This window comes from Actinomycetospora sp. CA-053990 (assembly GCF_050948445.1).
In the GTDB taxonomy this organism is placed as follows: Bacteria; Actinomycetota; Actinomycetes; order Mycobacteriales; family Pseudonocardiaceae; genus Actinomycetospora; species Actinomycetospora callitridis.
Genome location: NZ_CP192043.1, coordinates 5213180 through 5226858, shown reverse-complemented (window position 1 = coordinate 5226858; position 13679 = coordinate 5213180). Strand labels below are relative to the sequence as shown.

Annotated in this window: 15 protein-coding genes; 9 read left to right on the top strand and 6 right to left on the bottom strand. The window is 75.2% G+C overall.

The genetic code is table 11. From position 1 onward, the window contains the following. Positions 1 to 75 precede the first annotated feature (75 nt). The 4 genes from fmdA (at position 76) to ACQPYN_RS26740 (ending at position 3183) form a co-directional block, all read left to right on the top strand. Positions 76 to 1326, top strand: a complete 1251-nt coding sequence (fmdA, locus tag ACQPYN_RS26755; protein ID WP_433029536.1) for a formamidase — start codon at positions 76 to 78, stop codon at positions 1324 to 1326. A gap of 65 nt (positions 1327 to 1391) precedes the next feature. Then, a complete protein-coding gene (locus ACQPYN_RS26750; RefSeq protein WP_433029534.1) occupies positions 1392 to 1913 on the top strand; it encodes a hypothetical protein in 522 nt (173 codons plus the stop codon). 58 nt (positions 1914 to 1971) lie between these two features. After that, complete coding sequence (locus ACQPYN_RS26745) at positions 1972 to 2304, top strand: hypothetical protein (protein WP_433029532.1); 333 nt, start codon at positions 1972 to 1974, stop codon at positions 2302 to 2304. Positions 2305 to 2316: 12 nt separating this feature from the next. Further along, positions 2317 to 3183, top strand: coding sequence for an oxidoreductase (locus tag ACQPYN_RS26740; RefSeq protein ID WP_433029530.1), 867 nt, complete (start codon positions 2317 to 2319; stop codon positions 3181 to 3183). On the opposite strand, the gene ACQPYN_RS26735 is transcribed toward ACQPYN_RS26740, so the two are convergent. After that, positions 3150 to 3950, bottom strand: coding sequence for a class I SAM-dependent methyltransferase (locus ACQPYN_RS26735; protein ID WP_433029528.1), 801 nt, complete (start codon positions 3948 to 3950; stop codon positions 3150 to 3152). The two genes, ACQPYN_RS26740 and ACQPYN_RS26735, sit on opposite strands and share 34 nt — an antisense overlap. A gap of 111 nt (positions 3951 to 4061) precedes the next feature. Between ACQPYN_RS26735 and ACQPYN_RS26730 the strand changes: the two genes are divergently transcribed. Together ACQPYN_RS26730 and ACQPYN_RS26725 are read left to right on the top strand one after the other, a co-directional pair. Continuing rightward, entirely contained in the window at positions 4062 to 4532 is a 471-nt protein-coding gene (locus ACQPYN_RS26730) for a hypothetical protein (RefSeq protein WP_433029526.1), read from the top strand. Positions 4533 to 4566: 34 nt separating this feature from the next. Further along, a complete protein-coding gene (locus ACQPYN_RS26725) occupies positions 4567 to 5349 on the top strand; it encodes an SAM-dependent methyltransferase (protein WP_433029524.1) in 783 nt (260 codons plus the stop codon). A gap of 46 nt (positions 5350 to 5395) precedes the next feature. Here ACQPYN_RS26725 and ACQPYN_RS26720 read toward each other — a convergent pair whose 3' ends face one another. From ACQPYN_RS26720 to ACQPYN_RS26710, 3 genes are read right to left on the bottom strand one after another with little or no spacing between them, the layout of a single operon-like run. Beyond that, positions 5396 to 7483, bottom strand: a complete 2088-nt coding sequence (locus tag ACQPYN_RS26720) for a xanthine dehydrogenase family protein molybdopterin-binding subunit (protein ID WP_433029522.1) — start codon at positions 7481 to 7483, stop codon at positions 5396 to 5398. Further along, entirely contained in the window at positions 7480 to 8502 is a 1023-nt protein-coding gene (locus ACQPYN_RS26715; RefSeq protein WP_433029520.1) for an FAD binding domain-containing protein, read from the bottom strand. Before ACQPYN_RS26715 ends, ACQPYN_RS26720 begins: the two co-directional genes overlap by 4 nt. Continuing rightward, positions 8499 to 9029 (bottom strand): 2Fe-2S iron-sulfur cluster-binding protein, encoded by a 531-nt coding sequence (locus ACQPYN_RS26710; protein ID WP_433039066.1) that lies wholly within the window; start codon positions 9027 to 9029, stop codon positions 8499 to 8501. Before ACQPYN_RS26710 ends, ACQPYN_RS26715 begins: the two co-directional genes overlap by 4 nt. 83 nt (positions 9030 to 9112) lie before the next feature. Between ACQPYN_RS26710 and ACQPYN_RS26705 the strand changes: the two genes are divergently transcribed. Then, positions 9113 to 9670: a bifunctional nuclease family protein gene (locus ACQPYN_RS26705; protein ID WP_433029518.1), complete on the top strand. Its 558-nt coding sequence runs from the start codon at positions 9113 to 9115 to the stop codon at positions 9668 to 9670. 51 nt (positions 9671 to 9721) lie between these two features. Here the strand turns inward: ACQPYN_RS26705 and ACQPYN_RS26700 are convergent, their stop codons facing one another. Both ACQPYN_RS26700 and ACQPYN_RS26695 read right to left on the bottom strand, forming a co-directional pair. Next, positions 9722 to 10636, bottom strand: coding sequence for a PrsW family glutamic-type intramembrane protease (locus tag ACQPYN_RS26700; RefSeq protein ID WP_433029516.1), 915 nt, complete (start codon positions 10634 to 10636; stop codon positions 9722 to 9724). Positions 10637 to 10644: 8 nt separating this feature from the next. Continuing rightward, positions 10645 to 11313: a hypothetical protein gene (locus tag ACQPYN_RS26695; RefSeq protein WP_433029514.1), complete on the bottom strand. Its 669-nt coding sequence runs from the start codon at positions 11311 to 11313 to the stop codon at positions 10645 to 10647. A 356-nt stretch (positions 11314 to 11669) separates the two neighbouring features. Here ACQPYN_RS26695 and ACQPYN_RS26690 point away from each other — a divergent pair, with 356 nt between their 5' ends. Next, positions 11670 to 12281 (top strand): hypothetical protein, encoded by a 612-nt coding sequence (locus tag ACQPYN_RS26690; RefSeq protein ID WP_433029512.1) that lies wholly within the window; start codon positions 11670 to 11672, stop codon positions 12279 to 12281. 140 nt (positions 12282 to 12421) lie between these two features. After that, positions 12422 to 13672, top strand: a complete 1251-nt coding sequence (locus ACQPYN_RS26685) for a hypothetical protein (RefSeq protein WP_433029510.1) — start codon at positions 12422 to 12424, stop codon at positions 13670 to 13672. Positions 13673 to 13679 lie beyond the last annotated feature (7 nt).

The following is a 13679-nucleotide window of genomic DNA, read 5'->3' as shown; positions in this document are numbered from 1 at the left end:
CGTCCTCCCCTTGACGTCACAGAGCGAAAGTACTCTCATGTGGGAACTTCTCGCTTGGTGATGATCGGAGTGCTCATGCCCGAGACCGTGTTCCGCGTGGACCAGTCCAAGTCGATGCGCGACCAGGAGGTCCCGGGGCACAACCGGTGGCACCCGGACATCCCCGCCGCCTCCTCGGTGCGGCCCGGCGACGTGTTCCGGATCGAGTGCAAGGACTGGACCGACGGCCAGGTCCGCAACGACGACTCGGCCAACGACATCCGCGACATGGTCCTCGACCACAACCACATGCTCTCCGGTCCGATCCACGTCGAGGGCGCCGAGCCGGGCGACCTGCTCGTCGTCGACTACCTCGACCTCGGCCCCGCGCGGTCCGGCACGGTCTCGGTGGGAAGCGAGCCGGGGGAGGGCTGGGGCTACACCGGCATCTTCGACATCAACAACGGCGGTGGCTTCCTCACCGAGCACTTCCCGCGCGCCGGCAAGGTCATCTGGGACTTCCAGGGCATGTACGCGACGTCGCGGCACCTGCCCGGGGTCCGGATCGCCTCCAACGTGCACGCCGGGCTCGCCGGGTGCGCGCCCTCGGCCGACCTGCTCGGCACCTGGAACCGCCGCGAGCAGCGCCTCATCGACACCGACCCGAACCGTGTCCCGCCGCTCGCCCTGCCCCCGCTGCCGAAGGACGCCCTGCTCGGGACGATGGGCGGCGCCGACCTCGAGCGCGCCTCCGCGGAGGCCGCGCGCACCGTCCCGCCGCGCGAGCACGGCGGCAACGTCGACATCAAGAACCTCTCGATCGGCTCCCGCGTCCTCTACCCCGTGTACGTGCCCGGCGCGAAGTTCTCGATCGGCGACCTGCACTTCGCCCAGGGCGACGGCGAGATCAGCTTCTGCGGCGCCATGGAGATGGGCGGCTACGCCGACGTGCACGTCGACCTGATCAAGGACGGCGTGAACAAGTACAAGGTCGACACGCCGATCTTCCAGCCGGGACGCCACGAGCCGCGCTACACCGAGTTCGTGTCGTTCATCGGCATCTCGGTGGACGAGGCCGGCGACCAGCACTACATGGACGCCACGATCGCCTACCGGCGCGCCTGCCTGAACGCCATCGAGTACCTCAAGGCTTTCGGCTACACCGGCGAGCAGGCCTACCTGATCCTGTGCGCCGCGCCGATCGAGGGCCGCGTCAGCGGGATCGTCGACATCCCCAACGCGTGCTGCTCGCTCTACCTGCCGACCGGGATCTTCGACTTCGACATCCGCCCGACCGGCGACGGACCCACGCTCGTCGACCGGGGGCAGTGCGCCACGGCGAGCTAGGGCGCTGCTCACCCGGTCGGGCGCTTCCGAGCGTCCGGCCGGGGTCAGCGGGGAGACTGCCGCGCGTGACCGAGACCGAGGCCGTCGACACCCACCTCGTGCGCTGGGGGCCGCTGCGCCTGGACGTCGAGCCCGGCGTCTACGGCACGGTCGTGCTGATGACCGTGCTGGTCGTCGCGCTCGACGACGGCATCGAGGACTTTCCCGAGGCCGCGCAGGTGATCCTGGGCCCGCTGCTGGCGACGTTCGCCGCGCACCTGTTCGCGTCGGTGCTCGCCCGCGTCGCTCGGCAGTCGGCCCCGCCGACGCGCGCGGAGCTCCGGCACCTCACGGGTCATGCGGCGCAGTACCTCGTGCTCGCCGTCGTCCCGCTGCTCGTCGTCGTGGTCGGCGCGGTGAGCGGTCTCTACGACCCCGAGGACGCCGTCGACCTCGTCTGCTGGCTGGGGCTGGCGTACCTCGTCGTGCTCGGCGGCGTCGGCGGGTGGCGGGCGAGGCGGGGCCTGCCGGGCGCGCTCGTCGGGGCGGTCGCCGCCGGCCTGCTGGGGTTCTTCGTGCTCGTCCTCCGGGTGGTGCTGGAGCACTGACGGGTCACATCGGTGACCGCCGGGGGAACGATGTGCGGCCCGTGGACGTCCTCCTTGCATGGTGTTCTCGGCACGGCGTCTGCTGCTGGCGGGCCTGCTCGTGGTCGCGGCGGTGATCTGGGTGCGCATCAACAAGCCCGTCGAGGGCGAGGTGCTGCTCGAGCTGAGCCGCCGGCACGGCGTGACCGTCGCCGACCTGCTCTCCGTGGTCATGCTCGCCATGGCCGTGGTGCTCGTCTGGCCGTCGCGGCGGCCGCGGTCGGTGCCGACCCCGGCCCCGGCGCGCCGCCCGTCCCCACCGCCCGCCCACGGCGGCCCGGGCCCCGGCCCCGTGGGTGGTCCGCAGCGCCCGGTGCCGCCGCGCGCGGCGCCACCGACGCAACGCTTCTGAGTGGAGGAACGCATGTCCTCGACACCCCAGGACGGCACGGCCCGGGTCTGGCTGATCACCGGGACGAGCAGCGGGTTCGGGCGCGCGATCGCCCGGGAGGCGCTCGCGCGCGGTCACCGCGTGGTCGCCACCGCCCGGCGGGTGGAGGACGTCGACGACCTCGCCGCGCTCGACCCGGAACGGGTGCGCACCGCCCCGCTCGACGTCACCGACCCGGCGGCCGTGCGGGCGGCGGTCGATCTGGCGGTGGCCGCCTTCGGGCGCATCGACGTCGTCGTCAACAACGCGGGCTACGGCAGCCGCGGGGCCTTCGAGGAGTTCACCGAGCAGCAGATCCGCGACCAGTTCGAGGTCAACGTGTTCGGTGCGCTCTCCGTGACGCGGGCGGTGCTGCCGGTCATGCGCGCCCAGGGGTCGGGTCACGTGATCCAGATGTCGTCGCTCGCGGGGGTGCGCTCGGCGCTCGGGGGCTCGGCGTACTCGGGCTCGAAGTTCGCGCTCGAGGGCGCGTCGGAGGGGATCGCGGTGGAGGTCGCGCCGCTGGGCATCAAGGTCACGATGATCGAGCCGGGCCCGTTCCGCACCGACTTCGCGGGCCGCTCACCGGCGCGCGCGGAGCCGATGGAGGCCTACGCGGCGATCCTCGACGAGTCGCGCGCCCGGTTCGCCGCGCTCCACGGCACCCAGCCCGGCGACCCCGAGCGCGCCGCCCGGGCCGTCCTCGACGTCACCGAGCTCGACGACCCGCCCCTGCGCCTGCCGCTCGGCCCGTCGGCGTTCGACTCCCTCCGCGCGACCCTCAACGCCCGCCTCGCCGAGCTCGACGCCGTCGAGGAGCTGGGGCGTCACACGGACTTCCCGGCGGAGACCGTGTCCTGAGGACACGGTTCCGCCCGGAACCACCGGCCCGACCGCGTCCCTTCGAGGCGGACGAGGCCGGCGTCCGGGAACCACGGCCGCTTCCGCTCCGCGGTGACGACCACCCATCGCCGTGCGACGGCGCGCGCCAGCGCGACCCACTCCGGGGTCAGCGGGGTGCCGACGGTGTGGTCGCGGGCGAGGGCGAAGCCGTGGTCGGAGGCGCGCGGGTCGGTGAACATCGGGTCGAGCAGGACGACGTCGACGTGCTCGCCGCGCGCGGCCAGGCCCGCGAGCACCTGCCGGGAGTCGCCGTGGCGGACCTGCACCGGGGCCGAGCCGGGCCGCGGGATGGCGCCGGCGAACCCCTCGGTGGCGAGGACGGCGAGGACGAGGTCGGCCTCGACGCCGAGCACCGCGCCGTCGGGTCCGACGGCCCAGGCGGCGATGAGCGCGTCGCGACCGAGGCCGAGGGTCGCGTCGAGCACGCGGTCGCCGGGGCGGAGCTCGCCGGCGCGGATCAGCGGGTCGGTGTCACCGTGACGCAGGGCCCGCAGGCGCTTGGCCGCCGTGCCCTGGTGGAACGTCAGACGCCCGCGCGCGGACTCGGCGACCCAGCCCTCCGCGGTGCACACCAGCGCGGTCGCGGCGTCCCCGCGGGCGGTCGCGACCGAGCGCCGGTTGCGGTCGACGACGGGCAGGCCCCAGGCGTCGGCCAGCCGCCGGGCCTCGGCGCACACCGCGTCCGACGGCGACTTGCTCGTCGTGACGACGACCCCGGCACCCACGAGCCCGAGCCTGCCTCCTGCCCCTCCCGGCCCGGGAGGCTGGGGTGGACCCTGGTCCTGCCGCGTCGGTCCTGGCGCGCCGGGATCGGCCGCGCGTGACACCGTGAGGCGGTGACGGCGACGGGGCGAGCAGCACGGGTCGCGGGGACGACGGCGCTGGCGCTCCTGGTCCTCGGCGGGGTCCTCGGCGGGGCCCTCGGCGGCTGCTCGACCGAGTACACGCAGGGCACCTCGTCGCCGCCCGCGCGGCCGAACACCTCGCTCGACGCCGCGCGCACCAAGCTCGGCCTCGTCCAGCAGGACCCCTGCTACACCTCGCGCGACCTGCTGCGGCAGTGGCCGGTGTGCGGTCGCTGGGAGGAGGAGGTCCGCAACGTCGCGAACGCGGCGGCGGGCGCCCGGCCCGACGACCGCGAGATCACCGACCCGTCCGCCGCGGTGGAGACCGGCCACGAGCACTTCCTCCGCGCGGGGTGCCCCGCCGGCGTCGCCCCGGCCGACCCCGCGACGTGCGTGGCCGCCGTCGGCGAGACACGGGTCGCCGTGACACGCCTCGCCACGGGCATCGCCGCCGCCCGCTGATCACCGGCCCGGCCGGTAGGGCAGGGTGCACGGCGTGGCGGAGGAGGAACGGGCGAACGCGGCGCGGGTCTACGACTACATGCTCGGAGGGGCGCACAACCTCGGCTCCGACCGGGACACCGCGCGGGCGCTGCTCGCCGACTTCCCCTGGCTGCAGCGCATCGCGTGGGAGAACCGCGGCTTCCTCGTCCGCGCGGTGCGGTTCTGCCTGGACCAGGGCATCGAGCAGTTCCTCGACCTCGGCTCCGGGGTGCCGACCGTCGGCAACGTCCACGAGATCGCCCGCGCCCGGCGGCCCGGGGCGCGCATCGCCTACGTCGACATCGAGCCGGTGGCGGTGCAGCACGCCCAGGAGCTGCTCGCCGACGTCGACGGCGTGACGGCCACCCGCGCCGACCTGCGGAGCCCCGCCGACGTGCTCGCCGCGCCGGGCGTCGCCGAGCTGCTCGACTTCTCCCGGCCCGTCGCCGTGCTCGTGGTCGCCGCGCTGCACTTCGTGGCGCCGGACGACGACATCGCCGCGGTGCTGGCGGTGTACCGGTCGGTGCTGGCGCCGGGGAGCCTGGTCGTCGTCTCGCACGGCAGCGCCGACCAGGACGACCCGGAGCTCGCCGCCGCGATGCACACGATCACCGCGGTGATGGCCGCGAGCGAGACCCCGGCCTACTCGCGGACCCGTCGGGAGCTCGCCGATCTGTTCGCCGACGACCCCGGCCTCGAGCTGCTCACGCCCGGTCTCGTCGACGTCACCGCCTGGCCGGCGCCCGAGCAGCGCGAGCCGGTCGGGGTGTACGCCGCGGTCGCCCGGGTGCCGTGAGCGAAGTTCACGGCTATAGCCGTGAACTTCGCTCACGTAGGGCCGGTCAGAGGAACGCGTCGAGGGTGATCGGCAGCGAGCGCACGCGGACGCCGGTGGCGTGGTGCGCGGCGTTGGCGATCGCGGCGGCGGCCCCGACGATGCCGATCTCCCCGATGCCCTTGGTGCCCATCGGGTTGACGTAGGGGTCGTCCTCGTCGAGCCACTCGACGTCCATCCGACCGACGTCCGCGCAGGTCGCGATGTGGTAGCCGGCGAAGTCGCGGTTGACGACGTGACCGAACCGGTCGTCGAGCACGCTCTCCTCGTGCAGGGCCGCGGAGAGCCCCATCGTCATGCCGCCGAGGAACTGCGACCGTGCCGTCAGCGGGTTGACGATCCGGCCCGCGGCGAAGACGCCGAGCATCCGCGGCACGCGGATCTCGCCGGTGTCGGCGTGCACGGCGACCTCGGTGAAGTGCGCGCCGTAGGCGTGCATCGCGTACTCGCCCACCCACGGGTTGTCCGGGGTCGTGGCGTCGGCCTCGTCGCCGTCGTCCGGGTCGTCGCCGTACTTGTCGCGGAAGCGCTCCGCGGCCTCGGTGATCGCCGCGCCCCAGGACGTGGTGCCGCTGGAGCCGCCGGCGGGCGACGCGGAACCGAAGGCGGTGTCGCCGATGGCGAGGTCGATCCGCTCGACGGGCACGTCGAGGGCGTCGGCGGCGATCGCGGTGAGCGCCGCCCACGCGCCCTGCCCGATGTCGGAGGCCGCGATCTCGACGACGTAGCGCGGCGGCCCCGCGCCGTTCCCGAGCGCCCGGACCCGCGCCTCGGACCCGGGGAACCGCACGACGGGGAACGACGCCGCGGCCACCCCGGTGCCCTGCCACCAGCCGTCGACGAGACGTGAGCGCGGCGTCGGGTCGCGGCGCTCCCAGCCGAACAGCTCCGCGCCCCGGCGCAGGCAGGCCACGAGGTTGCGGCTGGAGTAGGGGAGGCCCTCCTCGGGGTCGACCTCGGGCTCGTTGCGCACCCGCAGCGCGATCGGGTCGACGCCCAGGGCGGCGGCGAGCTCGTCCATCGCGCACTCGGCGCCGAAGCTGCCCGGGGCCTCGCCGGGGGCGCGCATGTACGTCGGGACGCCGATGTCGAGGGGCGCGACGCGGTGGGTCGTGCGCCGCGTGTCGGCCTCGTACATCCCGCGGCTGAACGCCGCCGTCGGCTCGACGAACTCCTGGATGCGGGAGCTCTGCTCGACGACGTCGTGGGTGATCGCGGTGAGCCGGCCGTCGGCGTCGGCGCCGAGCGCGACGTGCTGGATCGTCGCGGGTCGGTACCCGACGAGGTCGAACATCTGCTGGCGCGTCAGCGCGTACTTCACCGTCCGGCCCGGGACGGCCCGCGCGACGAGCGCCGTGAGCACGGTGTTCGGGTGCGTGCCGCCCTTGGACCCGAACCCGCCGCCGACGTGCGGGGCGACGACGTCCACGTCGTCCTCGGCGAGCCCGAACGCGCCCGCGAGCGCCTGCCGGGTCCAGCTGACCGCCTGGGTGGCCTCGTGCACGACGAGCCGGCCGCCCTCCCAGACGGCGACGGTCGTGTGCGGCTCCATCGGCTGGTGGTGCTCCATCGGCGTCCGGTACGTCGCGCGCACCGTCACCGCGGCCTGCGCGAGCGCCGCGTCGGGATCGCCCCGGGTGTCGTCGGACGGCGCGCCGGTGATGAGGGTGTCGGGGCTGTAGAGCCAGGGGGAGTCCTCGTCGAGCGCGGCGACGTGCGGCTCCGGCGCGTACGTCACGCGCACCAGCTCGGCGGCCTCGCGCGCCGTCTCCGACGTCGTGGCCACCACGGCGGCGACGTACTGGCCGTGCTGGTGCACCCGCGCCGACTGCAGCACGCCGTGCTCGGGGTCGATCGCGTCGGACAGGCGCGGCGCGGTGTCCGGGGTCAGCACGAGGACGACGCCGTCGAGCGCGTCCGCGGCCGACGTGTCGATCGCGGTGACCCGTCCGCGGGGGATCGCCGCCTGCACCGGGAAGAGGTAGAGCGGCTCGGCCGCCGGGTGCTCGAAGGCGTACGGGGCGCGCCCGCGGACCTTCTCCGGGCCCTCGGGACGCGGCATGGCCGTGCCCATGGCGTGCGGGGTGAGGGTCATGCGTGCTCCTCCCCACCGGTCAGCCCGCGCAGCGCGGCGGTGACGGCGGCGGTCACGAGCGGCAGCTTGAACGCGGTGCCGCCGCGCGGGCTCTCGACGGGCCGGGCGTCGACGAGCTCGGCGCGCGCCGCGGCCCGGAAGGTGTCGTCGGTGGCGGGCGCGCCGACGAGGGCCTCCTCGGCCGCGGTCGCCCGCCAGGGCTTGTGGGCGACGCCGCCGAGGGCGACGCGGGCGTCGGTGATCGTGTCGCCGACGACCTCGATCGCCGCCGCCACCGACACCAGGGCGAACGCGAACGACGCGCGGTCGCGCACCTTGTAGTACGTCGAACGCGCCGCGATCGGCGAGGGCGGCAGGTCGACCGCGGTGACGAGCTCGCCGTGGGCGAGGACGGTGTCGCGCGACGGTTCGCCGCCCGGGAGGCGGTGCAGCGCGGAGAGCGGGATCGAGCGCTCGCCCTCGGCGCCGAGCACGCGGACCTGCGCGTCGAGCACGGCCAGGGCGACGGCCATGTCCGACGGGTGGGTGGCGACGCACGCGACGTCGGCGGGCTCGTGGGTCGCGCCGAGCACCGCGTGGTGGCGCGCCCAGCCCTCCAGCGCCGAGCACCCCGAGCCGGGCTCGCGCTTGTTGCACGGCGTCGTGAGGTCCTGGAAGTAGGCGCACCGGGTGCGCTGCAGCAGGTTGCCGCCCGTGGTGGCCATGTTGCGCAGCTGGCCCGACGCGCCGGCCAGCAGGGCCTGCGCGAGCACCGGGTAGCGGGCGCGGACGCGCTCGTCGGCGGCGAGGTCGGCGTTGCGCACCCCGGCGCCGATCGACAGGCCGCCGTCGGGAGCATCGGTGATCTCCGTCGAGGTCAGGCCGGTGACGTCGACCAGCGTGCTCGGCGTGGCGAGGCCGAGGCGAAGGTGGTCGACGAGGTTGGTGCCGCCGGCGAGGAACGCCGCGTCGGGGTCGGCGGAGACGGTGGCGACGGCGCCCTGCGCGTCGTCGGGCCGCTCGTAGGCGAAGGGCTTCATCGGGCCACCTCCCGGTGGGCGACCTCGTCGACCGCGTCGACGATGTGCGCGTAGGCGCCGCAGCGGCAGAGGTTGCCGCTCATGCGCTCGGCGATCTCGGTGCGGTCGAGGTCGACCCCGGCCGTGAGGTCGGCGGAGAGATCGGGGGTGACCACGCTCGGGTGGCCGGCGGCGGCCTCCTGGAGCATGCCGACCGCGGAGCAGATCTGGCCCGGCGTGCAGTACCCGCACTGGTAGGCGTCGTGGGCGAGGAAGGCCTCCTGCAGCGGGTGCAGCTCGCCGTCGACGCCGAGCCCGTCCGCGGTGGTGACCTCGGAGCCGTCGTGGGCGACCGCGAGCGACAGGCAGGACAGGGTCCGTCGGCCGTCGAGGAGCACGGTGCAGGCACCGCACTGACCGTGGTCGCAGCCCTTCTTCGCGCTGGTGATGTCGAGGTGCTCGCGCAGGGCGTCGAGCACGGTGGTGCGGGTGTCGACGGTGAGCTCGTGGCGCCGCCCGTCGACGGTCAGGGAGAGATCGGCGTGCACCCGGGAGAGGTACCCCGTGTCCGCAGGACCACCCGCACGGGGCACCGGTCGACGGGACCGCCTCCTCGGCGCACGATGGAGGCATGGCAGAGGTCGAGATCGCCGGGGTGGGCCAGGAACAGGGCAGCGAGGACCCCGTGCTCCTGCTGCGCGAGCAGGGCGGCGCGCGCCGCTACCTCGCGATCTGGATCGGCGCGCCCGAGGCCACGGCCCTCGCGGCCGCCGAGGTCGCGGCCACCCTGCCGCGACCGTTGACCCACCGTCTGCTGCTCGACGCGGTCGAGGCGTTCGGCGCCCAGCTCGTACGGGTGCGGCTCACCGAGCTGGTCGAGGGGCAGTTCCACGCCGAGCTGGACATCAGGACGTCCGACGGCGGCACCCGCGCGGTGTCGGCGCGCGCCAGCGACGCGGTGACGCTCGCCGTGCACCAGGGCTGCCCGATCGAGGTCTCCGAGGCGGTCCTCGACGAGGCCGCCCTGCCCGCGAGCGCCGTGGCGACGGTCGGCGGCACCGAGGACGAGCCCGACGAGGCGGACCCGATCCCGGGCGCGGCGTCTCCCGACGTCGAGGACGAGGTGGAACGGCTGCGTCGCGCGCTCGCCGAGGCCACGCCCGACGACTTCAAGGCCGACGAGGAGTAGGGCGGCCCCACCGGGCGTCCCGTGCCGGCCGCCCCGTCGCAGGCGCCCGGCTCAGGCCCACCAGCGGCCGTCGGGCCCACGGAAGGCGATGGGTCCGGTCGGCGGGTCGATCGCGCGCTCGGTGGGGTCGGCCGGGACGCCGACCGTCGAGTAGGCGAGCAGCAGCAGCGCGCTGATGCCGGCGACCGCGACCCACGCCCACGAGCCGACCAGCCAGTTGCTCACGCCGTGCAGCACCGCCGCGATCGCGAGCCCCAGGCCCGCGAGGGGCGCCCACTGCGCCGGGTCACGACGGACGGCGAGGCCGAGGAGGAAGGCGGCGATGCCGGCCCACGCACCGTGGATGGCGGGGTTCGCGACGAGCCGCCACACCGTGGTGAGGGGCTCGCTCGGCACATCGAGCACGTAGAGCACCGCTTCGGCCGCGCCGAAGACGATGCCGCTGATGACCCCGAGGAACAGGACGTCGCGGGGCTCGAGCAGTCGACCTCGCGAGCGCAGGGCGAGGACGACCGCCGCCACGGGCAGCGCCTTCACGAGCTCCTCCGGGAGGCCGACGCCGAGGATGCCGGCGAAGAGGTTCTCGGTGTCCGCGTCGAGCAGCTGCTCGAGCAGGACGGCGATCGGGACCTGGGTGAACAGCGCCAGGAGCACGAGCCCGGTCGTGACGGCGGCACCCGGCGACACGGGGCGGAGCACGGTGCGCAGGAGCAGCCACCACGCGGCGGCGAAGTAGGCGGCGAAGAGGACGACGGCGGTGTCGTAGTCCCGCTCGGCCAGCCGGAGTCCCAGCGGCGGGACGACGACGAGCGCGAGCACGACCGCGACCGACCCGGTGCGCAGGGCGGGGTGGTGCCGCCAGGCGCGCCAAGGGATGAGGGTGCCGAGGTCGGGCAGCGTCGAGGCGGCGGGGCGGGGTACGACGGGTCGGTGGGCGGCGGGGCGAGGCGCGGCGTGGAGTGTCACGGCCGTCCTCACCGGACCTCGGTGTTGGCGGCCGAGGTGCCGGAGTGGGCGAGGCGCTTGGCGAAGCAGTCGTCGGCACCGAGGCCCTGCGCGCGGCACCAGGCGTTGGCCTGGTCGGCGGTGCTGAACGGCTGGGCGGCGACGACGACCCAGTAGTCGCTCTCGCGGAACACCGGCCAGTCGCCGGAGTCCACCAGGCGCACGGGGCCGTAGCGGTCGGACAGCTCGTTGTAATGACTGAGGATCGCGGTGCTGTCGTAGGTGATCCCGTCGGCGACGGTGCCGGGCCGCTTCGACGACAGCTGGGGCACCCAGGAGCCGACCAGCGACTCCACCGACGCCCGATCGGCCGCGACGCCCTCGGCGAGCAGCGCGGCGCTCGTGGCCTCCGTGTCGGTGGAGCCGGAGCGGTAGCCGCTGACCGTGTCGTCGGACGGCGCGCTCGGCACGACGGTCCGGGTGGTGGTGACGGGGGCGGGTGCCGCGACCGTGACGGTCGCCGGGCGGAGCACGAGGACGGCGACGGCGGCCAGGAGGCCGACGACGAGGAGCCCGGCGACCGCGACGGTCCAGCCCATCCACGCCGGGGTCCCGCCGGAGTGCGCCGGGGCGGCCGCCGGGACGAACGGTGCGGCGACGGGCGGGGCAGAGATGGGCGGGGCGGGCCGTACGGGCACCGGGCGGACCATCGTCGCGACGGCCGACTGCGGGACGGCACGAGAGCCGGGCTGCGGGAGGTGGGCCTGGTGCCGGGCCTGGGGCTGGGGCTGGGGCTTGTGACGGACCAGGGGCCGGCCGACGGGTCGTGCTCCGCAACGCGGGCACCCGGTGGCGGACGGTCCGAGCGGTGCGCCGCAACGGCACGTGAACATGATTGCTACCCCCCGACGGGGCCGGGCCCCCGTGGCCCGACTGACCCGGCATCGCCCGCGACCACCCCCGTCGTTACGGCCGTTCACCCCTGCGAGCTACGCCGTAACGGCGCAGCTGAGTACGACGAGTGAGGGGCAAGGCCGCGCATCCGGCGCAGCACATGGGTTCGGGGGTCCTCATGATCGACGACGCGCAGACCGTCCGGTTCCGACGCGGGGCGCTGCCCGTCATGGCTCCGCCGCGGTACGCCACGCCGCCGCGCCCCTGGGGTCCGCCGCCGGCGGGCCTGGGCGGCCCCGGGATGCCGGCGCCGATCGTGCTCCCGCCGCTGTCCACCCGCCCGGGCTGGCCCTGGGTCCTCGGCGCCGTCGCGGCCGTGGTGGTGGTCCTCGGGCTCCTCGGGTCGGTGCTCGCGCCGTCGACCACGGTGAGCGGGACCGTCACCTTCTACGCCAGCAACTCCCTCTCGCTCGGCAGCTCGTGCACCGGCCTGGGCCTCTACAGCGATCTGCGGCCGGGGCAGTCGGTGGTGGTCTACGACGACACCGGCAGTCAGGTCGGGCAGGGCACGCTCGGCTCGGGCACCGTCGTCAGCTCGTCCGGCTCCGTGTCCTACGGGTACTCCGGGTACGGGGACGCCTGCCTGTTCGACTACAGCGTCTCCGGGGTGGCGGCCTCGGACTCCTATCGCGTGGTCGTGGGTCAGCGGAACGGCGTCGTCTTCACGTCCGCGCAGGCCGAGGGCCACGCCGACATCTCGGTGGGGCGCTGAACGGACGTGCGCTAGCACCCGTCCTCGGGCGAGGCACGTACATCCTTCTGGCGTGTCGCGGCGATCCACGTGACACTCCGTGTGTGACATGGGGGCGTACGCATCGATCGGGGTCACCCTTCGGGGACGGCGCGGTACGGATGGCGGACGTGGGCCCGGAGCTCGTCGGGGTGCACGACGCCGAGGCCACGGCGCCGTACGTGGCGCGCGCGGCCGACGACCGGCTCGAGAACGTCCTCGGCGCGGACCGCCCGCTCGTGGTGGTCACCGGCGACCGGCTCGCCGGGACGTCCCGGGCCGTGCACCGCGGGCTGCGCCGGATGCTCGGGGACACCCGGTTCCTGGCGATCGCCGACCCGCACACCGTCGACCTCGCGCGGGCGCTGACGTCGGCCGCGGAGACGGCCGCGCGCTCCGGGCCGGTGGTCGTGCTCGTCGACGATGCGCCGCCCGCAGTGCTCGACCAGGTCGTCCCCGAGGTCGTCGGGCGGCTGTCCACCGACGTCCGGCTGGTGCTCACCACCCGGCGGACGTCCCTCGACGCCTTCGTCGCCGGCCCCACCCGCGCGCTGCTCGACGAGGTGCTGGTGACCATGCCCGCGGACGGGACGCCGGCGGGGGAGCAGGTGCGTCCGGTGCTGCGGGCGCGCGCGATCCTCGACCCCGTCGGGTGGTCGTCGCTGCTGCCGCTCGCCCTGCTGCGCACGGCGGTGGACTGGGAGCGCCTCCACGTCCCGGCCCCGCTGACGCCGCCGCTGCTGGCCGAGGTCGCGCCGGTGCACCTCGCCGCGCTGGGCGTGCCCGCGCCGGAGCCCGAGGAGCTGCGACGGGTGGCCCGCGACCTCGTCCGGGCCGACCACGGCGGGATGCGGCTGCTGCGCGCGACCCGACGCGACGGGCGCGTGCACCTCGCCGCCGACCGTCTCTTCTCCCACCTCGCCGACCGCGACGCGGCCGGCTGGGCCGTGCCCGAGGAGCTGGCCCGCGACCTGTGGGGCCGTCTCGGCCCGGAGGAGCGCGCCCGCACCGCACGCGTCGCGCTGGCGCGGGGAGACGACCAGGTCGCGCTGTGGCTGGCCACGCAGGTCGCGCCCGACGACCTCGATCCCGAGGCCCTCTACCGGCTCGGCGTGACGCTCGCGGAGCGCTCGGCCGCGCACACCCCCGAGCCCGGCCGCTGGGACCGCGGCGCGATCAACTGGCTCACCGCGGCGCTGGACCGCGCCGAGGGCGACCTCGTGGGTCGCGCCCACCGGATGATCCTGGCGATCGAGTCGCGGCGCGACGGCGTCGTCGACGTCCCCGCGGCGCGCGCGTCCGCCGACGACCCCGCGGAGCGGGAAGCGCCCCGCGTCCGGCTGATCCAGATGCGCGAGGTCGCGCGGGCCTGAGGGCGGC

Bases quoted from the DNA above. Each gene is read 5' to 3' on its own strand.
- ACQPYN_RS26685 (WP_433029510.1), top strand. From the start codon at position 12,422: ATGGCGGACGTGGGCCCGGAGCTCGTCGGGGTGCACGACGCCGAGGCC.
- ACQPYN_RS26690 (WP_433029512.1), top strand. From the start codon at position 11,670: ATGGGTTCGGGGGTCCTCATGATCGACGACGCGCAGACCGTCCGGTTC.
- ACQPYN_RS26720 (WP_433029522.1), bottom strand. From the start codon at position 7,483: ATGACCCTCACCCCGCACGCCATGGGCACGGCCATGCCGCGTCCCGAG.
- fmdA (WP_433029536.1), top strand. From the start codon at position 76: ATGCCCGAGACCGTGTTCCGCGTGGACCAGTCCAAGTCGATGCGCGAC.
- ACQPYN_RS26705 (WP_433029518.1), top strand. From the start codon at position 9,113: ATGGCAGAGGTCGAGATCGCCGGGGTGGGCCAGGAACAGGGCAGCGAG.
- ACQPYN_RS26745 (WP_433029532.1), top strand. From the start codon at position 1,972: ATGGTGTTCTCGGCACGGCGTCTGCTGCTGGCGGGCCTGCTCGTGGTC.
- ACQPYN_RS26740 (WP_433029530.1), top strand. From the start codon at position 2,317: ATGTCCTCGACACCCCAGGACGGCACGGCCCGGGTCTGGCTGATCACC.
- ACQPYN_RS26715 (WP_433029520.1), bottom strand. From the start codon at position 8,502: ATGAAGCCCTTCGCCTACGAGCGGCCCGACGACGCGCAGGGCGCCGTC.